Source organism: Paraburkholderia sp. XV (assembly GCF_020177535.1).
GTDB lineage: Bacteria > Pseudomonadota > Gammaproteobacteria > Burkholderiales > Burkholderiaceae > Paraburkholderia > Paraburkholderia caribensis.
On sequence record NZ_JAGUUD010000023.1, the window covers coordinates 1 to 23,395 of the forward strand.

19 protein-coding genes are annotated in these 23,395 nt (G+C 64.1%); 7 read left to right on the forward strand and 12 right to left on the reverse strand.

The annotated features are described in order from the left end of the window. Positions 1 to 128 precede the first annotated feature (128 nt). The 7 genes from KFO72_RS14280 to KFO72_RS14310 form a co-directional block, all read right to left on the reverse strand. A complete protein-coding gene (locus tag KFO72_RS14280; protein WP_054934718.1) occupies positions 129 to 1,187 on the reverse strand; it encodes a LacI family DNA-binding transcriptional regulator in 1,059 nt (352 codons plus the stop codon). Positions 1,188 to 1,243: 56 nt separating this feature from the next. Continuing rightward, positions 1,244 to 2,569 (reverse strand): MFS transporter, encoded by a 1,326-nt coding sequence (locus KFO72_RS14285; protein ID WP_054934722.1) that lies wholly within the window; start codon positions 2,567 to 2,569, stop codon positions 1,244 to 1,246. Positions 2,570 to 2,636: 67 nt separating this feature from the next. Continuing rightward, positions 2,637 to 3,374 (reverse strand): ribonuclease activity regulator RraA, encoded by a 738-nt coding sequence (locus KFO72_RS14290; RefSeq protein WP_054934717.1) that lies wholly within the window; start codon positions 3,372 to 3,374, stop codon positions 2,637 to 2,639. Positions 3,375 to 3,401: 27 nt separating this feature from the next. Then, positions 3,402 to 5,162, reverse strand: a complete 1,761-nt coding sequence (araD, locus tag KFO72_RS14295; protein ID WP_054934716.1) for an L-arabinonate dehydratase — start codon at positions 5,160 to 5,162, stop codon at positions 3,402 to 3,404. Positions 5,163 to 5,363: 201 nt separating this feature from the next. Beyond that, entirely contained in the window at positions 5,364 to 5,672 is a 309-nt protein-coding gene (locus KFO72_RS14300; RefSeq protein WP_054934715.1) for an EthD family reductase, read from the reverse strand. A 148-nt stretch (positions 5,673 to 5,820) separates the two neighbouring features. Next, on the reverse strand, positions 5,821 to 6,864 hold the full coding sequence (locus tag KFO72_RS14305; protein ID WP_054934714.1) for a transporter: 1,044 nt from the start codon (positions 6,862 to 6,864) through the stop codon (positions 5,821 to 5,823). Between the two features lie 172 nt (positions 6,865 to 7,036). Then, positions 7,037 to 7,780 carry an SDR family oxidoreductase gene (locus KFO72_RS14310; protein WP_054934713.1) on the reverse strand — a complete coding sequence of 248 codons (744 nt, stop codon included), beginning with the start codon at positions 7,778 to 7,780 and terminating at the stop codon, positions 7,037 to 7,039. Positions 7,781 to 7,918: 138 nt separating this feature from the next. Here KFO72_RS14310 and KFO72_RS14315 point away from each other — a divergent pair, with 138 nt between their 5' ends. After that, the gene (locus KFO72_RS14315) at positions 7,919 to 8,842 is read left to right on the forward strand and encodes a LysR family transcriptional regulator (protein WP_054934712.1); all 924 of its coding nucleotides are present in this window, start codon (positions 7,919 to 7,921) and stop codon (positions 8,840 to 8,842) included. A gap of 147 nt (positions 8,843 to 8,989) precedes the next feature. After that, a complete protein-coding gene (locus KFO72_RS14320; protein ID WP_062916450.1) occupies positions 8,990 to 10,567 on the forward strand; it encodes a methyl-accepting chemotaxis protein in 1,578 nt (525 codons plus the stop codon). A gap of 51 nt (positions 10,568 to 10,618) precedes the next feature. Here the strand turns inward: KFO72_RS14320 and KFO72_RS14325 are convergent, their stop codons facing one another. After that, entirely contained in the window at positions 10,619 to 11,329 is a 711-nt protein-coding gene (locus tag KFO72_RS14325) for a FadR/GntR family transcriptional regulator (protein ID WP_176056895.1), read from the reverse strand. A gap of 165 nt (positions 11,330 to 11,494) precedes the next feature. Here KFO72_RS14325 and KFO72_RS14330 point away from each other — a divergent pair, with 165 nt between their 5' ends. From KFO72_RS14330 to KFO72_RS14345, 4 genes are all read left to right on the forward strand, one after another. Further along, positions 11,495 to 12,289: a (Fe-S)-binding protein gene (locus tag KFO72_RS14330; protein ID WP_225032403.1), complete on the forward strand. Its 795-nt coding sequence runs from the start codon at positions 11,495 to 11,497 to the stop codon at positions 12,287 to 12,289. Further along, entirely contained in the window at positions 12,286 to 13,002 is a 717-nt protein-coding gene (locus KFO72_RS14335) for a LutC/YkgG family protein (RefSeq protein ID WP_225032404.1), read from the forward strand. Before KFO72_RS14330 ends, KFO72_RS14335 begins: the two co-directional genes overlap by 4 nt. Then, on the forward strand, positions 12,999 to 14,444 hold the full coding sequence (locus KFO72_RS14340; protein ID WP_225032405.1) for a LutB/LldF family L-lactate oxidation iron-sulfur protein: 1,446 nt from the start codon (positions 12,999 to 13,001) through the stop codon (positions 14,442 to 14,444). The genes KFO72_RS14335 and KFO72_RS14340 overlap by 4 nt, the downstream gene beginning before the upstream one ends. Positions 14,445 to 14,556: 112 nt before the next feature. Next, positions 14,557 to 16,278 carry a lactate permease LctP family transporter gene (locus tag KFO72_RS14345; protein ID WP_225032406.1) on the forward strand — a complete coding sequence of 574 codons (1,722 nt, stop codon included), beginning with the start codon at positions 14,557 to 14,559 and terminating at the stop codon, positions 16,276 to 16,278. Between the two features lie 56 nt (positions 16,279 to 16,334). Here the strand turns inward: KFO72_RS14345 and KFO72_RS14350 are convergent, their stop codons facing one another. Beyond that, a complete protein-coding gene (locus KFO72_RS14350; RefSeq protein ID WP_225032407.1) occupies positions 16,335 to 17,213 on the reverse strand; it encodes a LysR substrate-binding domain-containing protein in 879 nt (292 codons plus the stop codon). A 102-nt stretch (positions 17,214 to 17,315) separates the two neighbouring features. Here KFO72_RS14350 and KFO72_RS14355 point away from each other — a divergent pair, with 102 nt between their 5' ends. Beyond that, positions 17,316 to 18,227 carry a DMT family transporter gene (locus KFO72_RS14355; protein WP_176054117.1) on the forward strand — a complete coding sequence of 304 codons (912 nt, stop codon included), beginning with the start codon at positions 17,316 to 17,318 and terminating at the stop codon, positions 18,225 to 18,227. 3 nt (positions 18,228 to 18,230) lie between these two features. Here KFO72_RS14355 and KFO72_RS14360 read toward each other — a convergent pair whose 3' ends face one another. From KFO72_RS14360 to KFO72_RS14370, 3 genes are all read right to left on the reverse strand, one after another. Next, the gene (locus KFO72_RS14360; RefSeq protein ID WP_007587605.1) at positions 18,231 to 18,914 is read right to left on the reverse strand and encodes a Fe2+-dependent dioxygenase; all 684 of its coding nucleotides are present in this window, start codon (positions 18,912 to 18,914) and stop codon (positions 18,231 to 18,233) included. Positions 18,915 to 19,014: 100 nt separating this feature from the next. Further along, positions 19,015 to 21,252, reverse strand: coding sequence for a TonB-dependent receptor (locus KFO72_RS14365; RefSeq protein ID WP_107202030.1), 2,238 nt, complete (start codon positions 21,250 to 21,252; stop codon positions 19,015 to 19,017). Between the two features lie 341 nt (positions 21,253 to 21,593). Next, positions 21,594 to 23,336: an ABC transporter substrate-binding protein gene (locus KFO72_RS14370; RefSeq protein ID WP_035989411.1), complete on the reverse strand. Its 1,743-nt coding sequence runs from the start codon at positions 23,334 to 23,336 to the stop codon at positions 21,594 to 21,596. Between the last annotated feature and the right edge of the window lie 59 nt (positions 23,337 to 23,395).

The window sequence follows — 23,395 nt, forward strand, 5'->3', positions numbered from 1 at the left end:
TTTGCGGCGGCAAAGAAAAGTAGGTGCCGCCCCGCACAGGGGCAACGCGTGAAGCTAGATAACGCATCGCGGATGCCAGCGCCAAGTCAAACCCACACAAAACCAAAACCCACACAAAACCCACACCCTCACCCCGACTCACGCCCAACCACCCGAAACCCAACATCAACGAACGCCCGCTCCAGCCCCCCATCCAACCGATCAAGCAGCGCCCGGGCGGCGCTCAAGCCAATCCTCATCCCATCCACCCGCACGGTCGTCAATTGCGGCATCGTTTCCGTCGCGAACTCGAGATCACCGAAACCGCAAATCGCGAGACGCCCAGGCACCTCAAGACCCATGCGCCGCGCCGCGCCCAACGCTCCAATTGCCAGCAAGTCCGAGCCGCAAAATACAGCATCGACATCAGGCGCATCTTGCAACAACCGGGGCAACGCACTCTTCCCGGTAGCCACCGAACTAGGCGGCGCGACGATCGCTTCGGCCACCTCCGTCATACCCGCCTGCGCGAGCCGCTCGCGAAAGCCCGCGCGCCGCGCGAGCGCGCGCACGTCGCTCGCCGAAATCAACCCGGGCCGCTTCGCACCGCGCGCCAGAAAACGCTCCGCCACCGCGACGCCGATCTGGTAATGCGAGAAGCCGACCAGCATATCGATCGGCGTGTCCGTCATGTCCCACGTTTCGACCACGGGGATGCCCACATTGCGCAACCGCTCGCGCAGCGAATCAGTGTGCGCGACGCCCGTCAGCAGCACGCCTTCGGGACGTCGGCTCAAGACCGTATCGAGCAGGCTTTCTTCGTTCGTGTCGCTATAGCCGCTCAGCGCAAGCAGCACTTCATACCCCGCGCGCGACATGGTTTCGCTGAACACCTGAATGGTCTCGGAGAACAGCGAGTGCGCGACAGTCGGCACGATGGCTGCAATCAGCCGCGAACGCGCCGACGACAAACCGCCCGCCAGGCGGTTCGGCACATAGCCGAGTTTCTGCACGACCTGCCGCACGCGTTCGAGCGTTTCCGGCGCGACGGACGCCGGATTGTTGAACACGCGCGAGACCGTGATGGGCGACACGCCCGCCTGCGCCGCGACATCCGTGATGCGCAAGCCCTTCGGTCCGCCCCGCGTGCGACGCGCGGGCGCTGCCTTGAGATCGATCGGTGCGTCGGTTGGCTTGGCGGTCGGCATGAGTGATGGAGGGGATGACGTTGCGCGGCTATTGTAGCCAATGGCGCAATCGTGAATTATTCAGTGACGGGCGCGGCGTTGACGCCCTGCACTGCACGCCCGCTACGCCGCAGAACGAACGTCGTCACGCACGCGAAAATCAGCATGCAGGCAGCGGGAATCAGCATTGGCGCCTGCGTGCTGCCCGTGGTCTGCTTGACGAACGGCACGAGGTTCTGCGCGATGAAGCCGCCAATGTTGCCGAGCGAATTGATCGCCGCGATGCCCGCCGCAGCGCGCGCGCCGAACAGGAACTTCGGCGGCAGTGTCCAGAAGCATGGAATCAGCAAATACATGCACGGCGCGCCGAAGCACAGCGCGACGAAGCGCAACGTGTTGGTCGGCAAAAACACCGACGACAGAAAGAACACCATGCCGAGCAGCGCCGAAGCAAGCATCGCGATGATCGCGCGATTGCCCGCGCGCAGTTTCGACGGCAGCCACGCGAGCACGATCGTCGCCATCAGCCACGGAATGATGTTGAGAAAACCGTTCGTCGTGTTGCTGACGCCGAAGCCCTTCACGAGCGTCGGCAGCCAGTAGCTGACGCCGTAGACGGAGATCGACAGCATCATGTAGTAGAGCGCCATGCCGATCACGCGCGGCTCGGTGAGCACGCTCAGGAGCGTGCCGTGACGCGCGGCGCTCTTGCGCGCCTGCGCGCTTTCGCTTTCCAGTGTGCGCGCGAGCCAGTTCTTCTCTTCGTCGTCGAGGAACTTCGCTTCGCGCGGCGATGCGGGCAAGCAGAACAGCACGACGAGCGTCAGCAGCACGGAAGGAATGCCCGTCACGACGAACACCAGCTGCCAGCCTTGCAGGCCGAGCACACCGCCCTTGTCGAGCAGCCAGCCGCAGATCGGCGCGCCGACCATGTTGCCCAGACTGCTGCCCACCGTGAAATAACCGAGCATCCGTACGCGATGCCGCTGCGGAAACCACAGCGTCAGGTAATAGATCACGCCGGGATAAAGCCCCGCTTCCGACGCGCCCAGCAGAAAGCGCAGCACATAGAACATCGTCGCGTTCTGCGTGAACGCGAGCAGGATCGTCACGACGCCCCACGTGAACATGATGCGCGCCATCCACTTTGGCGCGCCGTACTTGTGCAATAGCACGTTGCTCGGCACTTCGAAGATCAGATAGCCGATAAAGAACAGCGACGCGCCCAACCCATACGCTACTTCCGACAACCCGAGGCTCCCAAGCATCTGCAGCTTCGCGAAGCTGATGTTCGAGCGGTCGATATACGCGACCAGATACAGCAGGCCGAGCAAGGGCATGAGCCGCAAGCCGAGCCGATTGATGAGGCGCGATTCGTCGATCGCTGAAGTCACGGTGTTCACGGTGTCTCCCGGGTCCGGCTGCATGCGCGCGGGCCTCGTTGTGCAGGTTTTCGTTGCGACGCGTGCGTTACTGCTTCTGCGCTTCGCGCCACGCCTTGTAGGCAGCCAGCGTTTCCTCGTTCGGCGGATACGTGCCGCGCAGCGGACTGCCTTCGGCGATGCGCTGCTGGATGAACACTTCGAGCTGCTCCTGCTCGGTCGCGTCGCGCGCGACGTCTTCGGCCATCTCGCGCGGCACGATCACCACGCCGTCCACGTCCGCCACGACGATATCGCCCGGATAGACGGCTACGCCGCCGCAGGCGATAGGCACGTTCATGTCGACGGCATGGTGCTTCGCGAGGTTCAACGGGGCGCTCGCGCCCGCGCACCAGATCGGCAGGCCCAGTTCGGAGATCGTGCCGCTGTCTCGCACCGCGCCGTCGGACACCATGCCCGCGACGCCGCGCTTCGCGAGGCGCAACGTGAGGATCGAGCCCGTCGATGCCACCGTGCGATCCCCGCGGCAGTCCTGCACCAGGACGCTGCCGGGCGGCGCCGTTTCCACCGCTTTGCGCTGCGGATGGTCGGGGTCCTGAAACACGCCGACATGATCGATGTCCTCGCGCGCGGGGATATTGCGCAGCGTGAACGCGGGGCCGACCAGGTTCGGCGCGCCCGGCGCGGGCTTCACGAGCGGCGCGACGCCTTGCAGGAACACGTTGCGCAGGCCGCGCTTGAAGAGTTGCGTGGTGAGCGTCGCGGTGCTCACGTGACGGAGTTGTTCGAGCGCCTCGGCGCTCACGGTCGTTTCGGATGCGGTCATTTTGTGTGGGCTATGACAGTGTTCGTGTTAGTGGATTTCCGGCTCATTGCTGTTCGCTTCGTGGGCTTCATGCGAAGGCGCCGCCAGTTTCTCTTCGAGGAAGTCGAAGTCGCAACCCTTGTTCGCCTGGGTCACGTGCAACTGATGCATGACGCCGAAGCCGCGTTCGAATGGACGCTTCGGCGGCTTCCATGCTGCTTTGCGCGTCGCGAGTTCGGCGTCGCTGACGTCGAGATGCAAGCGGCGGGCCGTTACGTCGAGCTCGATGATGTCGCCGTCCTTCACCAGCGCAAGCGGGCCGCCGACGAACGACTCCGGCGCCACGTGCAGCACGCATGCGCCATAGCTGGTGCCGCTCATGCGCGCATCGGAGATGCGCAGCATGTCGCGCACGCCCTGCTTGAGCAGCTTTTGCGGGATCGGCAGCTGGCCCCACTCGGGCATGCCCGGCGCGCCGACGGGTCCGGCATGTTGCAGCACGATCACCGAATCGGCCGTCACGTCGAGGTCTTCGCTGTCGATGCGCGCGGCCATGTCGCCATAGTCCCTGAACACGACAGCCGGGCCCCGGTGCTTGTGCAGATGCGGTTCCATCGCGGCGGGCTTGATCACGGCGCCATCGGGCGCGAGGTTGCCCGACAGCACGGCGAGCCCATCGCGTTCGACGACGGGATTGCCGCGCTTGCGGATCACGTCGTCGTTGAAGATTTCCGCGCCCGCGATGTTCTCGCCGAGCGTCTGGCCGCTCACCGTCATCTGCGTGCCGTCGATCAGTTCGCCCAGTTCGGCCAGCAGCGCGCGCAGGCCACCCGCGTAATAGAAATCCTCCATCAGATACTGGCCCGCTGGGCGGATGTTGCCGAGCACGGGCGTCACGCGCGCAAGCTCGTCGAAACGCGCCGTGGTCAGGTCGATGCCCGCGCGGCGCGCAACGGCGACGAGGTGCACGATCGCGTTCGTCGAGCCTGACATCGCGAGCACGGTGGTGACGGCGTTGTCGAAGGATTTCGCGGTGAGCAGGTCCGATGGCTTCTGGTCGGTCCACACCATCTCGACGATCCGCTGGCCCGTCAGCGATGCAAATTGAGCGTGCCGCGAATCGGCGGCGGGGATCGACGAGAAACCCGGCAGCGTGAGGCCGAGCGCTTCCGTCGCGCTCGTCATCGTCGAGGCCGTGCCCATGGTCATGCAGTGCCCCGGCGAACGCGCGATGCCGCTTTCGATGCCCTTCCACTCGTCTTCCGTGATCTTGCCCGCACGCAGTTCCGCCCAGTACTTCCATGTATCCGAACCGCTGCCGAGCGTGCGGCCATTCCAGTTGCCGCGCAGCATCGGGCCGGCGGGCAGATAGATGGCCGGCAAGTCCATGCTGATCGCGCCCATCAGCAGACCGGGCGTGGTCTTGTCGCAGCCGCCCATCAGCACGCAGCCGTCGAACGGATACGACTTCAGCAGTTCTTCCGTCTCCATCGCGAGGAAGTTGCGGTAGAGCATCGTGGTCGGCTTCTGGAACGGCTCGGCAAGCGTCATCACGGGCATTTCGACGGGAAAGCCGCCCGCCTGCCAGATACCGCGCTTCACTTCCTCGACGCGCTGCTTGAAGTGCGTGTGGCACGAGTTGATCTCGCTCCACGTATTGACGACGGCGATCACCGGCTTGCCCATGTAGTCCGACGAGTGATAGCCCATCTGCGCGGTGCGCGAGCGGTGGCCGAACGAACGGAGATCGTTGACGCCATACCAGCGGTAGCTGCGCAACTCTTCAGGCTTCTTGCGATTCGAGGACAAATCAGTCTCCTTGGTAACGCTATCATTTCCGGCCGCACAGACACGCGGCGGGACATCATGGACAGTCTTTCGCAACGGCGAAACGATGACGGGATCGACGGATGGTAGCGTTATCATCTGGCGCAGTCCGCCAGGGATAGTACGGAGAGGCGAAGGAAAACCAGAGCGGAAAAGACCGCGCGCGGGAACGCCGTATCCGCGTCAGACGTCTTTCGAGTCGAACACGAGCAGTTCGACGCCCGCCTGCGCGAAGTTCTGCAGATCGGCGGTGGTGGCGGCGGCTTCGGGCGTGCCCAGCGCTTGCTGCAGCGACTCGAAGCTGTCGAAGCTGAGGATGGCCGCCAGCGCATAAGGCGATTCGCCCTTCGCGACGGCCACCGGCCCGACGCTGACTTCGTAGCGCCGCAAGCCGGGAATCGACTTCGCGAGCGGCACGTGTTTGTCGAAGTAATGGGCGTCGAATGCGTTGCGGTCGGCTGGGGTCTTGTAGAGCGCGATGAGCTTTGCCATGTGAGGCCTCCTGAAACGGACGTTCAGTGCAAGGTTGCTTGATGCCACATGCTGCCAGGTCGACGGTGCGTGGATTTTACGCTCGGCATCTGCCATTCCCGTGTCGAAGGGACGCGTTCCAGGCGCGGCGCCGCGAGCGCCCCGCCCGTCACGCCGACGGACGCCGGCGCAACGCCCACCAGCCGGCCAGCACGGTAAAGCTCACCACCAGCAGCACCATCACCCAGAAACCGTGCTTGTTTTCCGCGAGGGGCACGCCGCCCACGTTCATCCCGAACAGACCCGCGATGATGTTGATGGGCAGCGCGAGCACCGTCACGATGGTCAGCGTGAACAGCGTGCGGTTGGTCTGCTCGTTCAGGCGCGCGGCGATCTCTTCCTGCAGAAGCTTGATGCGCTCCGCGAGGCCCGACAGGTCGCCGAGCACCAGCGAGAACTCTTCCGTCGAATCGCGCAGGCTTTGCACATCGACGGGCGACAGCCACGCAGGCGGCCGCACCAGCAACCGGAAGATCGAGCCCGGCTCCGGCGCGAGCAGCCGTTGCAGCCGCACGAGCACGCGACGCATCGCGCCGAGGTCGCGGCGGCTTTGCCAGGCGCGCTGCGATAGAAAATGATCTTCGATGCGGTCCACTTCGACGCTGGTTCTGCGCACGATTTCCACCAGCAGATCGGCCTGGTCGCGCAGCAGATGGATCAGCAGTTCAGCCGCCGTATCGAAACTCTCGCCGTTGCGCACCGACGCGCGCAGCCGGTCGACTGAGCGCAGCTGCTTCAGGCGCGCCGTCACCATGATCCGCTTGTGCGTGTAGACCCACAGCGTCGCGATTTCGGAAGGCGTCTGCTCGAAGTCGTACATCACGTCGTTGACGACGGCGAGCAGCGCGCCATGCTGGTGCTCGATACGCGTCGAATGCGAGCCTTCGCGCAGGGCTTCGAAGAAGGTGTCGGGCAGATCGAGGTGCGTGCGCATCCAGCGCTCGCTCGACACATGCGCGAGATTGAAATGCAGCCAGAGGAATTCGCCCGGATGGGCGCCCGACCCTTTCGCCTCGTGTCGGCATTCGGCGAGCCATTCGGCTGCTGTGTCGGTATCGACGGCGAGGCCGGGCTTGTCGGGTGAAAAGCGGAATCCGCAGACGAGGCCGGAGCGGTCGGCCCCATAGGTGGCGGGCGCCAGGTTCAAAGTCATGTGCGTTTCGAGGTGGGGTCCGCGAAAGCGCCATTCTGACATGAGCAAACGGCAGAAACGTTACGTGACAGCTGCTTGACGTGTATTTGTCGGAGCCTTGACAGCGTTTTGACAGGCTCCCGCAACGCCCTGCCTGCAAGCGTCGCGAGGAACCTGTCAGTCAGGCGAGACCTCAGGCGCTGAAGCCGCCATCGATCATCAGGTTCGCGCCCGTCACGAAGGCCGCTTCCGGGCTGGCGACATACGCGACCATGCCGGCGATTTCGTCGGCCTTCCCGTGACGCGGGATCGCCATCAGACCATGCAGCGACTCCGCGAATTCACCTGCCTCCGGGTTCATGTCGGTATTGACGGGACCGGGCTGCACGTTGTTGACCGTGATGCCCTTCGGGCCGAGATCACGCGCGAGACCCTGCACGAACCCTTGCAGCGCCGACTTGCTCATCGCGTAGACCGCGCCGCCCGCAAACGGCATGCGATCGGCGTTCGTGCTGCCGATGTTGATGATCCGTCCGCCCTCGCCCATATGCGCGAGCACCGCCTTCGACGCCACGAACACGGCGCGCACGTTGACCTGCACGGTCGCGTCGAAGTCCTCGAGCGAGAAGACGTCGAGCGTGCCCAGGCGCAGCACGCCGGCGTTGTTCACGAGAATATCGATCTTGCCGAGCTGGCGCGCCGTCTCGTTGATCGCGTTGGTCAGTGCCGCTGCATCGGCGACGTCCGCCTTGACGGCAACGGCACGGCCGCCCGCCTTCTCGATGCTCGCGACGAGTTCGTTCGCGCCTGCAGCCGAGCTGTGATACGTGAAAGCGACCGTCGCGCCTTCGCTTGCCAGCCGGCGCACAACCGCCGCACCGATGCCGCGCGCGCCGCCCGTGACGAAAGCTACCTTGCCTTGCAGATTCGAGTTCATGTTGTGCTCCAGTGGGTTTGTTGATCAGGTGAGGCCAGTATGGCGAGCGGATTGCATTGCCGGTAGTATCGAATCACGACTAACAGTTTCAACCACAGGTATAAGCTACAGATACGGCAGCATCACGACGGATATCACATGGAAGCGCTGAACCTCATTGAATCTTTCATACAGTCCGCCGAAACGGGCAGCTTTTCGGCGGCGGCGCGGCGCCTCGGCCTGACGCCCGCCGCCGTCAGCAAGAATGTCGCGCGGCTCGAAACGCATCTGGGCGTGCGGCTCTTTCATCGCAGCACGCGCAAGCTCACCTTGACGCCAGGCGGCGAGCAGCTCTGGGCCGACGCGGGCAGTCCGTTCGCCAGCCTGCAGGACGCGTTTGCGCGCGCCGCGCAGCAAGGCGGCCAGCCGTCGGGCGTGCTGAAGGTCAGCATGGCCGTCGCGTTCGGGCGCGAGTATCTGCTGCCCTTGCTCGGCGAGTTTCTCGAACGCTACCCCGACATCGTCCCCGACTGGCACTTCGACAACCGGGCCGTCGACCTGATCGCGGGCGGCTTCGATGCGGCGATCGGCGGCGGGATCGAGTTGACGCAAGGCGTGGTCGCGCGCGATCTGGCGCGGCCCGCCGTGATCGTCGCGGCGTCGCCGGCCTATATGGCGGGCCGGCCGCTGCCCGCGCATCCGTCCGATCTCGCCGAACTGGACGGCATCGCGCGCCGCTCCAGCAGCACGGGCCGTCTGCGCGCGTGGACGATGCGCAATCAGGTCGGCGAGGAAGCGCTCGCCGAATGCAAGACGCGGATGATCTTCGACGATCCCGAAGCAATGGCGCACGCGGCGCTGGCCGGTCTCGGCGTCGCGTTCCTGCCGACGCCGCACGCCGCGCGGTGGCTCGAAAACGGCCAGCTGATGCGGCTCTTGCCCGGCTGGTACGCGGAACTCAGCCCGCTCACGATTTACTACCCGAACCGCAAGCTGCTGCCCGCCAAGACGCGCGTGTTCGTCGATTTCGTCGTCGAAGCGTTCCGTGAGCGGCGGCTCGCCGCGCGCTTCGACGCGCGCTGATCGCCGCTCTCCGCACAATCCATGACAGGGTTTCCCTGTACGCAAGCCCACGCCTCAGTTGTCGATATATCAGATGGAGACATGCGTGCCGCATTGCAGCGCGGCGCGTCCACATTTCATATATCGCCCACGTAGCGAGGCGTCCGAATGCTGAAGCTGAGTTTTACCCAGAAACTGTGGTTGCCGCTCGTCATCAGTCTGATCGCCTTGCTGCTGGTGTCGGTGTCTGCGGCGTATCTGTCGCGCGAAACGCGCATCGAGGAACGCAAGAACGACCTCGTGAACGTCGCGCACGTCGGGCTGTCGCTGGTCGAGGAATACGCGAAGCTCGCCCAGAGCGGCAAGCTGAGCGAAGCGGACGCGCGCCAGGAAGCGCTCGCCCGGTTGCGCGACATACGCTACGGCGAGGACGGCTACTTCCTCGTGATCGATTCGACGCCACGCATGATCATGCATCCGATCAAGCCTGCAACGAACGGCAAGGATCTCGCCGGCACCGCCGACGCGGACGGCCGCCATCACTACGTGGCTTTCGCCAAAGTCGCGCAGTCGCCCGATGGCGGCTTCGTCGATTACGTGTTTCCGCATTCGCGCCCGGCGTCGGCAGCGGGGCCCGCTGAAGCCGTCGACAAGATTGGCTACGTGGTGCGCTATGCGCCGTGGGACTGGATCATCGCGACGGGCGCCTATGTCGACGATATCGACGCGGCCTTCATGCGCTCGCTGTATCTGATTGGCGGCGTGTTCGCCGCCATTGCGTTGCTGCTGGCCACGCTCGTCGCGCTGACCAATCGCAGCATCCAGCGCACGATCGGCGGCGATCCCGGCTATGCGGCGGACGTCGCGAACGCGATTGCCGTCGGCGACCTCACTGTGTCGATCGACACGCGCACCGACGACGAGCGCAGCCTGCTGCGAGAAATGCGCCGCATGCGCGACACGCTGACGGACACGATCCGCGCCATCAAGCACGCCGCCGATCACGTCGCGACGGGCGCCGGAGAAATCGCGAGCGGCAACGCGGACCTGTCGTCGCGCACCGAGAATCAGGCCGCTTCGCTGCAGGAGACGGCGGCGAGCATGGAGCAGATGACGTCGATGGTGCGGCAAACGGCCGAGAACGCGCGCACCGCGAGCGAGCTGGCCGAAAGCGCCGCGCAGATCGCGAACCAGGGCAGCGTGATGGTCGGCGAGGCGGTGACGACGATGCGCGATATCTCGACGGAATCGCAGAAGATGGTCGAGGTGATCGAGGTCATCGAGAGCATCGCATTCCAGACCAACATTCTCGCGTTGAACGCCGCTGTCGAAGCGGCGCGCGCGGGCGAACAGGGACGCGGCTTCGCCGTCGTCGCGGGCGAAGTGCGGACGCTCGCGCATCGCAGCGCGGGCGCCGCCAAGGAAGTGCGGCAACTGATCAGCCGCGCCGTCGACAGAGTCGGCAGCGGCGCGGGCCTCGTCGAACGCACGGGCACGACGATCCAGCAGGCCCGCGATGCAATTGCGAGCGTCACGGGCGTGATGCAGGAAATCGCCGCAGCCGCCGCCGAACAGAGCGCGGGTATCGACCAGGTGAATCTCGCCGTCACGCAGATGGACAGCCTCACGCAGGAAAACGCGGCGCTCGTCGAACAGGCAGCCGCCGCTGCGCATTCGCTGACCGAGCAGGCTGGGCGGTTGAAGACCTCGGTCGACGCCTTCCAGGTGGCCGACGCCGTGGTCTGATGGTTCGGCGCAGGGATCTGGTTGGACCACTTTGGAGCCGCTGACAGCGGCTCAACCCTGCCGTTCGCGGATACTGCGCACGAAGTCGATATGCGTGTGCATTGCGGTGCGCGCTTCTTCCGGGCGCCGCGAACAGATTGCATCGCTCACCGCACGATGCTGGATCAGCAGTTGCTCCGATTCCGCCGGGCCTTGCAGGCGCACGTCCGTGCCGCTGATCGTGATGTGTTCGCGCAGCATGCCGAGCACGCTGGTATGCAGATGCAGGAACATCGTGTTGTGCGACGCGAGCGCGATGGCGTCGTGCAGCTGCGCGTCGGCGGCGGCTTCGCTGTCCTTGTCGTCGCAAGCGTGCGAGCGTTCCAGCTCGCGCATCATTGAACGGATGCGCCTGATATCCGCCTGCGTCGCGCGCATTGCCGCGAAGTAGGCTGTTGCGCCTTCCAGCACGCGGCGAAATTCGAGAATGTCGTCGCGCAAGACCGGGTGGTCCGCAACCAGTTGCCCCCACGGCGATGCGATGCCCGCGCGCAACTGGTCGGTCGCGAACACGCCCGCGCCGCGCCGGCTCTGCAACAGGCCGCGCGCCGCCAGCCGCTGAATCGCTTCGCGCACCGTGTTGCGCGACACGTCGTACTGTTCGGCCAGCGCGCGCTCGGCGGGCAGCCGCGAACCCGGCGGCCATGTGCCGTCGAGCAGCGACGTTTCCATCTGCCGCATCACGCCCTCCACCCTGCCCCGCTCTCTCGTACCCGTCGCCATACGCTTCCCTTGCTGCGTCGCTCATGCTTAAGTGGTCCAACCAATTTGTATTGTCGCGCACATTTGGGAATCATGCGTCAACGATTCAAGCGATCCGCGCGAGCCGCATCCGATGCCGACAGCGCACAAAGCGGACGAACAAGCGGAAGTACTCTGGAGCGAGATATGAAGGAAAGGCACTATCCGGCGGCCCCACGCGACGTCTATCTGTTCGCGACCTGCCTCGTCGATCTGTTCGTCCCCGAAGCCGGGCTCGACGCGGTGAAGCTGCTCGAACGCGAAGGGCTGGTCGTGCACTTTCCTCAGGAGCAAAGCTGTTGCGGCCAGCCCGCGTATAGCAGCGGCAATCCCGAACAGGCGCGCGACGTTGCGCGCGCCCAGCTCGATCTCTTCTCGAAACCGTGGCCTGTCATCGTGCCGTCGGGTTCGTGCGCGGGCATGATGCGCCACCACTGGCCCAAGCTGTTCGCCGACGATCCCGCGATGGCGCAAAAAGCGCAAGCGCTCAGCGAACGCGTGTACGAGCTGAGCGAATTCCTGCTGCGCGTGCTGCACATCGAACTACCCGCCTTCACCGATGCGCCGTCCGAACGCGTCGTGCTGCACACGTCGTGCGCGGCGCGGCGCGAAATGGGCACGCGCGTGCACGGCGTCGAACTCGTCGATGCATTGCCGGGCGTCACGCGCATCGAACACGAGCGCGAATCGGAATGTTGCGGTTTTGGCGGCACGTTTTCGCTGAAACATCCCGACATTTCCGGCGCGATGGTACGCGACAAGGTCGCCTCCGCTTGCGCGACGGGCTGCGAGCGGATCGTTTCCGCCGATTGCGGTTGCCTGCTGAACATCGGCCATGCGGCCCGTCACCAGGGCGCGCCTGTCGAAGTCGAACATATCGCGAGTTTTCTGTGGCGGCGCACGCAACGCGCCGATGCGAAAAACACGGGAAGCAAAGCATGAACGCGCGCGAACGCATGCTCGGACGGTTGCGCGCCGCTGTGCCCGCTCAGGTTTCAGGCGACGAACTGGAACGCCTCGACCAACGGATCGACCTGCATTACGACAGCCGCCGCGCCGCGCTGCCGACGCACGCGCTGGTCGAATCGATGCAGGCGGCGCTGACCGCCTCGCATGCCGAAGTGTTTCGCGCGACGGATCGCACGTGGCCCGCGTTGATCGCGCAACGTTTGCGCGATGCGAACGTGAAGCGCCTGCTGCTCGATACGTCGCGCGCGGAAGGTGCTGTGTTGAAGCAGGCGTTGCCCGCTTCCGTGGCGACGCGCCACTACGATCAGCCGATCGAAAACTGGAAAGGCGAACTGTTCGACACCATCGACGCAGGCTTCACGGTCGCGCGTTCGGGTCTGGCGTCGACGGGCACGCTGATCGTCGCGCCCGACGCCGGTTCGCCGCGCACGATGTCGCTCGTGCCGCCGCTGCATATCGCCCTCGTCTACGCGCATTCGCTGCACGCCGACCTGCACGCCGCGATGCGCGCCGAGCACTGGCAGGCGGGCATGCCGACCAATCTCGTGATGATCTCCGGCCCGTCGAAGACTTCCGATATCCAGCAAACGCTCGCCTATGGCGCGCATGGCCCGCGCGAACTGTGGGTCGTGATCGTCGAACATCAGGACGATGCGGCTGCCGCCACGGATGGAGACGCAGCATGAACGCCACCCCGATGCACTTCGTGCCGTCGCAGGACTTCAAGGCGCGCGCCCGCGCCGCGCTCGACGATCCCAAACTGCGCAGCAGCTTTCGCGGCGCGATGGACTTTCTGCAAACGAAGCGCCGCGCGCAGTTTCCCGACGACGACGAGTTGCAGCATCTGCGCGATCTCGGCGAAGCGGTGCGGCGTCATGCGCTGTCGCGCCTGCCCGATCTCCTCGTGCAGCTCGAAGCCAGTCTCACCGCGCGCGGCGTCCACGTGCATTGGGCCGAAACCGCCGCCGAAGCGAACGCGATCATCCACGGCATCGTGCAAACACATGACGCGAAGCGCGTGATCAAGGGCAAGTCGATGGCGAGCGAGGAAATCGAGCTCAACCATTATCTCGAAGCGCGCGGCATCGACTGTATCGAGTCGGACATGGGCGAGTACATCGTGCAACTCGCGCACGAAAAGCCGTCGCATATCGTGATGCCCGCGATCCACAAGACGAAGGCCGATATCGCCGGACTGTTCGAGCAGCACATTCCCGACACACGCTACACGGAAGACGTCGACGAACTGATCCAGACGGGACGCCGTGCGCTGCGCCGCGCATTCGTCGATGCCGACATCGGACTGTCGGGCGTCAACTTCGCGGCGGCGGATACAGGCACGCTGTGGCTCGTCGAGAACGAAGGCAACGGACGCCTGTCGACCACCGTGCCCGACGTGCATATCGCGATCATGGGCATGGAGAAAGTGGTCGAGAAGCTCTCGCATATCGTGCCGCTGTCCAGCCTCTTGACGCGCTCCGCCACGGGCCAGGCGATCACGACGTACTTCAATCTGATCACCGGACCGCGCCGCGAAGGCGAGCGCGACGGTCCGCGTGAAATGCATGTGGTGCTGCTCGACAACGGGCGCACGCAGGCCTATGCGGACGAGCAACTGCGCGCGACGCTGCAATGCATCCGCTGCGGCGCGTGCATGAATCATTGCCCCGTGTACACGCGTATCGGCGGACACGCTTATGGCACGACGTATCCGGGTCCGATCGGCAAGATCATTTCGCCGCATCTGCTCGGTCTCGAAGAAACGGCCGACCTGCCGACGGCATCGAGCCTGTGCGGCGCATGCGGCGAAGTGTGCCCGGTGCGCATTCCGATTCCCGAACTGCTGGTGCGGCTGCGCACGGAAGCGAATCGCGATCCGCACGAAGTGGTCGCGCATCCGCTGCGCGGACAGGGCGCGAAGTTCAGCCGCGAGGAACAGTTCGTATGGCGTTTCTGGAGCGGCGCGTTCGCGCATCCGCGCGCGTACAAGGTGTTGCGCTGGGCGGCGACCAGGCTGCGCGCATTCGCGCCGAAGCACCAGATGGGCTGGACCCGCCACCGCGAGCCGCTGAAGCCCGCGGCGCGCAGTCTGCATGATCTGATGCGCGAGCGCGGCCAACCCGAGTAACGCGCTTTCAACCGCTGAACGACACACGTGCATCGCCCGCCCGGCGATGCACCGGGCGCGGCTGCGTGCCGCCAAAAAGAATTCATTGACAGCATATTCGGAGGAGACCGACATGCACCCGTGGTATCAGACCTACCTGCCCCTCGGCAGCCTCTGGCTATCCGCGCTCGCGGCCAGCATCCCCATCATCTTTTTCTTCATCGCGCTGGCGGGCCTGCGCCTGAAGGGTCATGTCGCGGCAGCAGGTACGCTGGCGCTGTCGCTGGCCGTCGCGATCTTTGCGTATGGCATGCCGGCGCAGCAGGCGTTCGCGGCGGCGGGCTTCGGCTTCGCCTACGGCTTGTGGCCGATCGCGTGGATCATCGTCACGGCCGTGTTCCTCTACAAGCTGGTCGTGAAGACGGGACAGTTCGACATCATCCGCGCATCGGTGCTCGCGCTGACGGACGACCAGCGTCTGCAACTGCTGCTGATCGGCTTTTCGTTCGGCGCGTTTCTCGAAGGCGCGGCAGGCTTCGGCGCGCCCGTCGCGATCACGGCGGCGCTGCTCGTCGGGCTGGGTTTCGATCCGCTCAAGGCCGCGGGTCTGTGCCTGATCGCGAACACCGCGCCCGTCGCGTTTGGCGCGATGGGTATTCCTATCATCGTCGCGGGCCAGGTGACGGGCATCGACCCGTTTCTGATCGGCGCGACGGCGGGCCGCCAGTTGCCGCTGCTGTCGCTCGCCGTGCCGTTCTGGCTCGTGTTCATGATGGACGGCAAGCGCGGCCTCAAGGAAACGTGGCCGGCCGCACTGGTCGCGGGCGGCAGCTTCGCCGTCACGCAATACTTCACGTCGAACCACATCGGACCTGAACTGCCCGACATCACGTCGGCGCTCGTCAGCCTCGTCGCACTCGCGTCGTTCCTGAAGGTCTGGCAGCCGCGCCGCGCTCGCGATACCGCACGCGGCGCGGTGAGTGGCGGCGCAGCGGCGTTGTCGGGCTTCGGCGGCACGGGTGGCTTTGGAGGCGGTTCGAATGGCGCTGCGGGCGTCAGCCGTCGCGCGTCGCCTTATACGCTTCTTCAGACCATCCGCGCGTGGGCGCCGTTCGGCATTCTGACCGCCGTCGTCACCGTCTGGAGCCTGCAACCGTTCAAGGCGCTGTTCGCCGCGAAGGGTGCGCTGGCGTGGAGCATCCTCAAGTTCAAGGTGCCCGCGCTCGATCAGCTCGTGATGAAGACGGCGCCCATTGTCGCGACGCCGAAAGCGTACGAAGCCGTGCTCAAGATCGATCTGCTCCCGGCAGTCGGCACGGCAATCCTCGCGACGGCACTGATCTCGATGGTGTTGCTGCGCGTGAAGCCGCGCGACGCGCTCGCGACATTCGTCGAAACGCTGAAGGAACTGCGCCGCCCCGTGCTGTCGATCGGTCTGGTTCTCTCGTTCGCCTTCGTCGCGAACTACTCGGGGATGTCGTCGACGCTCGCGCTGCTGCTCGCCGGAACGGGCGCTGCGTTCCCGTTCTTCTCGCCCGTGCTCGGCTGGCTCGGCGTGTTCCTGACGGGCTCGGACACGTCGTCGAACGCGCTCTTCTGCTCGCTCCAGCACACGACCGCGCATCAGATCGGCGTGTCGGACACCTTGCTCGTAGCGGCGAACACGACGGGCGGCGTGACGGGCAAGATGATCTCGCCGCAGTCGATCGCGGTTGCTTGCGCGGCAACGGGGCTCGTCGGACGCGAGTCGGAGCTGTTCCGCTTCACGGTGCGCCATAGTCTGCTGTTCGCGGTGATCGTCGGTCTGATCACGCTGTTGCAGGCTTACGTGCTGCCGGGCATGTTGCCGGGTTGATCTTCCCGTTCCACCGCGCCTGGTGAACGCCCGCTTTCCTGAGCGGGCGTTTCTGTTCATGGCTCGCCGGTGAACCATGCCTTCAGGGTCGCCGCGCCCGGCTTGAGTTCGATCGAGTTCGGATGCACGAGGTAGTACGCGGTCTTCAAAGGCAGACTCTGACCGAATGGATCGATCAGCGATTTCGCCGCCGTCTCCGCTTCCGTCAATACCGCGCTCGTGAGAACGACGCCCTGTCCGCGCACTGCCGCCTCGATCGCCATCAGCGACTGGTCGAAGTGAATGCCCGCCATGCCGTCGATCTGCCGCGCAGACAGCTTGCTGAATTTCTTCAGCCACGTCGTCCAGTGCGGATGCAGCGTGTTATGCAGCAGCGTTGCACGTTGCAGATCGTCGGGGGCCTTCAGCTTCAGCCGCCTCGCGTACGATGGACTGCAATAGACGCGCGCTTCGTCGGCATGCAGCAGTTGCACATGCAGATCGGGCGCATGGCCGTCGAAGTAACGCACTGCGAGATCGATCGACTGCAATTCGAAATCGACCATCGCGGTCGTCGTGTTCAGCTCCAGTGCGATGTCCGGATGCGCGATCAGAAAGTCCGTCATGCGCGGCGCGAACCATTTGGCCGCGTAGCTGGGCGGCATCGACACGCGCACGCCTTTGCCCTGATTCTCGCGCACGCGGCGGCTGGCATGCATGATCTGCGCGAGTGCCGGCTGAATCTGTGCGTAGTAGGCGCGCGCTTCATCCGTTGGGATGATCTGCCGCACCTGACGCGCGAACAGCACCACACCGAGCCACGCCTCGAGCTTCTGGATCTGCTGGCCAACTGCGCCGGGGGTCACGTTCAGTTCATCGGCAGCCGCAGAAAAACTGTGCAGACGCATCACCGATTCGAACGCGATCAGCGCTTTCAGGGGTGGCGTGGCGGACATGGGATAGTTTCTCTACGGTATCGACGAGAACAAATCGTTTGTACCGCATCCGTGCGCGCAGCACAATCGGCGCATCGTCCTTTGCATCCGATGGTGTTCACCATGAATCCCGCTTATCTCGCGTTCGCGCTGCTCGGCCTGATCTGGGGCAGCAATTTTCTGTTCATGAAGTGGGCCAGCCTGTGGATCACGCCCGCGCAGATCGTGTTCTTGCGCGTGCTGTTCGGGTTCCTGCCGCTGCTCGTCTATGCGCTCGCGACGAAGGCGCTCGCGTGGAAACAGCTGCGACATGCGCACCATTTCATCGTGATGTCGCTGCTCGCGACGACTGTTTACTACTATGCGTTTGCCAAAGGCGCGTCGCTGTTGCTGTCGAGCGTGGCGGGCATGTTGAGCGGCGCCATTCCGCTTTTCTCGTTCGTCTGCGCGTGGGTGCTATTGCGCGCGGAACGGCCCAGCCCACGCGCGCTGGTCGGCGTGGTGGGTGGTTTCGTGGGCGTGTTGTTGATCGCGCGGCCATGGAATGGCGCGGTCGCGAGCATCGATCTGAGCGGCGTCGCGTATATGGCGGCGGGCTCGCTGAGCGTGGGCTGCTCATTCGTCTACGCACGGCGCTTTCTGTCGAAGCTCGACATGTCGCCCGTCGCGCTGTCCACGTGGCAAATCGGCTTCGCGCTGTTGACGATTGCCTGCGTGACGCCGTTCGACGGCATCACCCGCATCGCGCACGACACGCGCGCCGCCGTCGGCATCGTGCTCGGGCTGGGACTGCTCGGCACGGGCGCCGCGTATATCCTGTACTACTTCATCGTGCAGCGGCTCGGCGCGCTCGCGGCTTCGAGCGTCACGTATATTCCGCCCGTCGTTGCGCTGGGAATCGGCGTGCTGGTCGCGCACGAACCCATTCAACCGCTCGACCTGCTCGCGATGGCCTGCATTCTTGGCGGCGTGTTCCTGCTGCAAAACGGCCGTAATCCGCAGAAGACTGCAACCGTGGCACGACGTACCGCGTAACGTTCAGGTCTCGCTCCACATGCGCAGCAGGTTGTGGTAACAGCCCACCAGCGTGCGGCGCGCCGCTTCATCGCCGTTCGATGCGTTGAGGCGTTGTATCGCGCCGTCGAGGTCGAACAGCATCGCGCGTTGCGTGTCGTCGCGCACGAGGCTTTGCGCCCAGAAGAAACTCGACACGCGCGCGCCGCGCGTGACGGGCCGCACCTGATGCAGGCTCGTGCCCGGATACACGATTGCATGCCCGGCAGGCAGTTTCACTTCCTGCACGCCGAAGGTATCTTCGACCAGCAGTTCGCCGCCGTCGTATTCGTCAGGCGGCGTGAGAAACAGCGTGATCGAAATATCGGTGCGCACGCGCACGCCGCTGCCCGGCACCAGCCGGATCGCGCCGTCGACATGACTGCCGAAGTGCATCCCGCCTTCGTAGCGGTTGAAGAGCGGCGGATACACCTTGTTCGGCAGCGCGGCGCTGATGAACAGCGGGTGACGCTCCAGCGACGCGACGATCCGGTCGCCCATTTCCAGCGCGATCTGCGAGCCTTCCGCGATCTGCTGGTTGCGCTTGACGGGCGCGCCCTGGTAGCCGGCCGTCGCGCGGCCGTCCACCCATGCATCGCTGGCTTCGAGCGCAGCACGCATCGCGGCGGCTTCGGCGGGACTCAGTACGTCGGGGATCGAGACAATCATCGTTCAACGTTCCTGCATAAGCGGCAGCGCCGCGCACTCGAGCATGAAACGCTTCATGCGGCCAGGCGCGCGGCGTGCCGTGGGCTATCGCTTCGTGCGATCAGAAGAAGCGATAGTTTAGCGTCGCGAGGAACGTACGGCCGTAACCCGGCACCGCGCGTCCGCCGTCGGACGGAATCAGCGCGTCGTAGTAGTTCTTGTCGGTCAGGTTCAACACGTTGATCTGGACGTCGTAACGCTTCGCGTGATAAGCGGCCATCGCATCCCAGCGCGTGTAGCCGCCAACCTGCACGAGGTTGTTGTTCGCCGCGTAACGCGACGACATGTACGTCGGACCGCCGCCGATTTCCCAATGCGGCGTGAACAGATAGGTCGTCCACAGCGTCAGCGTATTGCGCGGCGTATTCGCGGGCGTCTTGCCTTGCGTGCCGTCGAACGCCTGCAGGATCGTGCCGTCCATATACGTGTAGCCGCCGAATACCTGCCACTTGTCCGTGATGTGACCGGCGAGACCGAGCTGATAGCCGCGCACGCGGATATCGCCGTCGAGCGTGTAGCTGCCGTCGGGGTTCGCGGTACGCGCGTTGGTCTTTTCGATGTTGAACAGCGATTGCGTGACGGACAGACCGCCGCCGAGCAGGTCCAGCTTCGCGCCGACTTCGTATGACTTGTTGTGCTCGGGCGGCAGGTTCTGCTGGCCGTTGGTGAGCGTCAGCGCTTCGAGCGACGGGTCGAACGACGTGCCGTACGACACGTAGTACGACTGCCAGTCGGCCGGCTGATAAATGATGCCGCCGCGCACGCTGGTGAAGTAGTTGGTCTGCGTCGCGTAACGCGGCAGGTTGATCGTATTCTTGATCGACGCTTCGTAGCGGTCCCAGCGCACGCCGCCCACCACTTTCCAGTGCTCGCCGAGCGAAATCGTGTCGTTCAAGTACAGGCCCACGCCATTCGCGCTCGATTCCGCGAGATTGGTCGCCACTTCCTTCACGTTCGCGGGACGCGGCGTGTACGGAGGATTGATCAGCGGCACCACGCCGATCGTGTTCGACGTCATGCCCGGCGAGGTCGCCGTGAAGCTCTGGTTGCTGTACGTTTCGTGGCTCAGATCGACACCCGCGAGCAGGTCGTGCTTGACCGGCCCCGTGTTGAATTTCCATTCGACGTCGGTCGAGTTGTAGACCGAATGGTCGTTGATGTTGCGGTCCTTGCCCTGCAGCTTCACGAACAGCTTCGAAGGATCGATCGTCGTGAAGTTGCCGTTGGTGAGCGCCGTCGACGTCGAGAGCGGCCCCGTCAGCACCGACGCCGCATTGGTCGCGCGCGCTTCCGTGCTGTAGTGGCTGAACTGCGTCTGGTTGCGCACCGTCACGTCGTCGTTGAAGCGATGCTTGATGCGCGCGCTGAAGGTCTGCACGTCCTGAATCGTGCGGTCGTCCGTGTAGCCGTAGAACGTGCCGCGATTCACCGGCGCGGGGTGGCCGTTCAGCGGCGGAATGCCGTAGTCGGGCTGATCGCGGTTGTGCTGGATCAGCGCAGACAGCGTGATTTCCGTCGGCGTGCCGATACCGAACTTCACTTCGGGCGCGACGCCGTAGTCCTTGTTCTTCATCACGTCGCGCGACGAGCCGAGGCTCTGGCCGAATGCGTTGATACGGAACGCGGAGGTGTCGGTGATCGGCGTGTCGAGGTCGACCGTGGTGCGGTAACGGTCATGCGTGCCCGCCTGCACGGAGACGTCGGCGCGCTTTTTCAGCGTCGGCTCCTTGCTGACCTGGTTGATCACGCCGCCCGTCGAGCCGCGTCCGAAATACAGCGACGACGGACCATACAGCACATCGATCGATTCGAGGTTGAACGTGTCGCGATAGTACTGGCCGCGATCGCGGAAGCCATCGAGGTAGATGTCGGTGCGCGCCGAGAAGCCGCGCAGGTTGATGTTGTTGCCGATCTGGCCGCCTTCGGCTGCGCCGATCGTGATGCCGGGCACATTGCGCAGCGCGTCGGAGAACGAGTTCGCAGCCTGCGATTGCAGCACGGCCTTGGGAATGACGGTGACAGCCTGCGGAATATCGCGCAGCGCGGTCGGGACCTTGGCGCCGACACTGGATTTGTCGGGCTGGAAGTCGGTGGCGTTGTCGGTCTGCCCCGTCACCTTGACGGCGGGCAGTGTGTTGCTATCGGAAGGCTGGCTGGCGGAGGGCTGGCTGGCGGGAGAAGCGGACGATGAAGCCTGGGCAAGTTGCACTGCCGGTGTGGCCGGCGTCGTCGTCTGGGCGTAGAGCGGCGTCGCAAAGACGGCCATGACGGCCGCTGCGAGTGGCGTGGTTCGAAGCATCGCGATTCCCTGTCGTTGTAACTGATTTTTTCTTGGTGCAACGGGCGGTGCCTGCCCGTCCGGCTCGCGTATTCGCGCGAACCGCCCCGCCGGTAACTGCCCCCGGCCGGCCCCTTCTAAATGAGAATCGGTATCATTACATGAACGCTAATGGTTCGCAATCATCCGTAATGCATGTGTGGTCATTGCGCGTCAGTCTTTCAAATGACAAATTGCTTTCTATTAATGGATTAACCGTACTTGTTTAATCTTTATTTCAAGCCGATTAAAACCAATAAAAAAAAGGGCGGCGTCTTTCGACACCGCCCGCTTCAACCTTCCCGCTTTTCTACATCAAATGCCTAGCGAACCTTGCCTGCCTTCCACGCTGCGAGCAGCTGGTCGTACTTGACCGTTTCACCCTTCGGCTTTTCGTTCGCGAGCTTCTTCCACGGCGCGTGCTGATCCGAAAGCCATTTCGACGGATCGCTTTCCGCGTTCAGTTGCGGCGCGCACACCTTCATCCCGGCACGCTGTAAACGCCCCAGCACCTGGTCCATTTCCTTCGCGAGGTTGTCCATCGCGGCTTGCGGCGTCTTCTCGCCGGCAGCCGCCGTCGCGACGTTCTTCCACCAGAGTTGCGCCATCTTCGGATAGTCGGGCACGTTGTTGCCCGTCGGCGTCCACGCGACACGCGCCGGGCTGCGATAGAACTCGATCAGGCCGCCGTATTTGTCGGCATTCTTCGTGAAGTAATCGCTATGAATGTCGGAGTCGCGAATAAACGTGAGGCCGACAATCGACTTCTTCAGCGACACCGACTTCGACGTCACGAATTGCGCGTAGAGCCAAGCGGCAGCACGTTGATTCGCAGGCGTCGACTTGAAGAAAGTCCACGAGCCGACATCCTGATAGCCGTTCTGCATGCCGTCCTTCCAGTACGGGCCATGCGGCGACGGCGCCATGCGCCACTTGGGCGTGCCGTCCGCATTCGTCACGTTGCCGGGCTTGAGCATCGACGCCGTGAACGCGGTGTACCAGAAGATCTGCTGCGCGATCTTGCCCTGCGCGGGAACCGGGCCGGCTTCGCTGAACGTCATGCCGGATGCTTCGGGCGGCGCATACTTCTTCAGCCAGTCGACGTACTTGGTGGTCGCGAAGACGGCAGCCGGGCTATTCGTGCCGCCGCCGCGCGACACGGATGCGCCAACGGGATGACAACCGTCCGGCGTCACGCGAATGCCCCATTCGTCGACGGGTATGCCGTTCGGAATGCCTTTATCGGCTTCACCTGCCATCGAAAGCCATGCGTCTGTGAAGCGCCATCCAAGCGACGGATCTTTCTTGCCGTAGTCCATGTGGCCGTAGACCTTTTCACCGTCGACGGTCTTCACGTCGTTCGTGAAGAAGTCGGCGATATCCTCATACGCGGACCAGTTCACGGGCACGCCGAGATCGTAGCCATACTTTGCCTTGAACTTGTCCTGCAGATCCTTGCGCGCAAACCAGTCCGCGCGGAACCAGTACAGATTGGCGAACTGCTGGTCGGGCAACTGATAGAGCTTTTTGTCCGGCGCGGTCGTGAAACTCGTGCCAATGAAGTCCTTCAGGTCGAGGCCCGGATTCGTGTACTCCTTGCCCTCGCCCGCCATGTAATCGGACAGCGGCACGATCACGCCATAGCGATAGTGCGTGCCGATCAGATCCGAGTCCGAAATCCAGCCGTCGTAAATGCTTTGACCGGATTGCATCGACGTTTGCAATTTCTCGACGACATCGCCTTCCTGAATGATGTCGTGCTTGACCTGAATGCCCGTGATTTCCGTGAATGCCTTGGCAAGTGTCTTCGATTCATACATGTGCGTGTCGATCGTTTCCGACACCACGTGCACTTCCTTGACGCCTTGCGATTTGAGTTTCGCAGCCGTGTCGATGAACCATTTCATTTCGTCCATCTGCTGCTGTTTGGACAGCGTACTCGGCTGGAATTCGCTATCAACCCATTTCTGCGCTTCTGGCGTGCCTGCCAGTGCAGCGTGATTCGCACAAGCCCCCGCGACCACTCCTGCCACCGCGAGCGCGACGATCCGTCTCCTGTGTTGCATGGTCTTCTCCTGTGTCTCCACACCCCTTTGGATCATCAGCCGGTTGCCGCCCGGGGCAT

What these genes read in the sequence shown, in the direction of transcription:
- KFO72_RS14345 (WP_225032406.1), top strand. Translation starts at nt 14,557, where the DNA reads ATGCACCCGTGGTATCAGACCTACCTGCCCCTCGGCAGCCTCTGGCTA.
- KFO72_RS14340 (WP_225032405.1), top strand. Translation starts at nt 12,999, where the DNA reads ATGAACGCCACCCCGATGCACTTCGTGCCGTCGCAGGACTTCAAGGCG.
- KFO72_RS14360 (WP_007587605.1), bottom strand. Translation starts at nt 18,914, where the DNA reads ATGATTGTCTCGATCCCCGACGTACTGAGTCCCGCCGAAGCCGCCGCG.
- KFO72_RS14305 (WP_054934714.1), bottom strand. Translation starts at nt 6,864, where the DNA reads ATGACTTTGAACCTGGCGCCCGCCACCTATGGGGCCGACCGCTCCGGC.
- KFO72_RS14310 (WP_054934713.1), bottom strand. Translation starts at nt 7,780, where the DNA reads ATGAACTCGAATCTGCAAGGCAAGGTAGCTTTCGTCACGGGCGGCGCG.
- KFO72_RS14280 (WP_054934718.1), bottom strand. Translation starts at nt 1,187, where the DNA reads ATGCCGACCGCCAAGCCAACCGACGCACCGATCGATCTCAAGGCAGCG.
- KFO72_RS14370 (WP_035989411.1), bottom strand. Translation starts at nt 23,336, where the DNA reads ATGCAACACAGGAGACGGATCGTCGCGCTCGCGGTGGCAGGAGTGGTC.
- KFO72_RS14325 (WP_176056895.1), bottom strand. Translation starts at nt 11,329, where the DNA reads ATGGCGACGGGTACGAGAGAGCGGGGCAGGGTGGAGGGCGTGATGCGG.
- KFO72_RS14350 (WP_225032407.1), bottom strand. Translation starts at nt 17,213, where the DNA reads ATGTCCGCCACGCCACCCCTGAAAGCGCTGATCGCGTTCGAATCGGTG.
- KFO72_RS14365 (WP_107202030.1), bottom strand. Translation starts at nt 21,252, where the DNA reads ATGCTTCGAACCACGCCACTCGCAGCGGCCGTCATGGCCGTCTTTGCG.
- KFO72_RS14290 (WP_054934717.1), bottom strand. Translation starts at nt 3,374, where the DNA reads ATGACCGCATCCGAAACGACCGTGAGCGCCGAGGCGCTCGAACAACTC.
- KFO72_RS14330 (WP_225032403.1), top strand. Translation starts at nt 11,495, where the DNA reads ATGAAGGAAAGGCACTATCCGGCGGCCCCACGCGACGTCTATCTGTTC.
- KFO72_RS14315 (WP_054934712.1), top strand. Translation starts at nt 7,919, where the DNA reads ATGGAAGCGCTGAACCTCATTGAATCTTTCATACAGTCCGCCGAAACG.
- KFO72_RS14320 (WP_062916450.1), top strand. Translation starts at nt 8,990, where the DNA reads ATGCTGAAGCTGAGTTTTACCCAGAAACTGTGGTTGCCGCTCGTCATC.
- KFO72_RS14355 (WP_176054117.1), top strand. Translation starts at nt 17,316, where the DNA reads ATGAATCCCGCTTATCTCGCGTTCGCGCTGCTCGGCCTGATCTGGGGC.
- KFO72_RS14335 (WP_225032404.1), top strand. Translation starts at nt 12,286, where the DNA reads ATGAACGCGCGCGAACGCATGCTCGGACGGTTGCGCGCCGCTGTGCCC.
- KFO72_RS14300 (WP_054934715.1), bottom strand. Translation starts at nt 5,672, where the DNA reads ATGGCAAAGCTCATCGCGCTCTACAAGACCCCAGCCGACCGCAACGCA.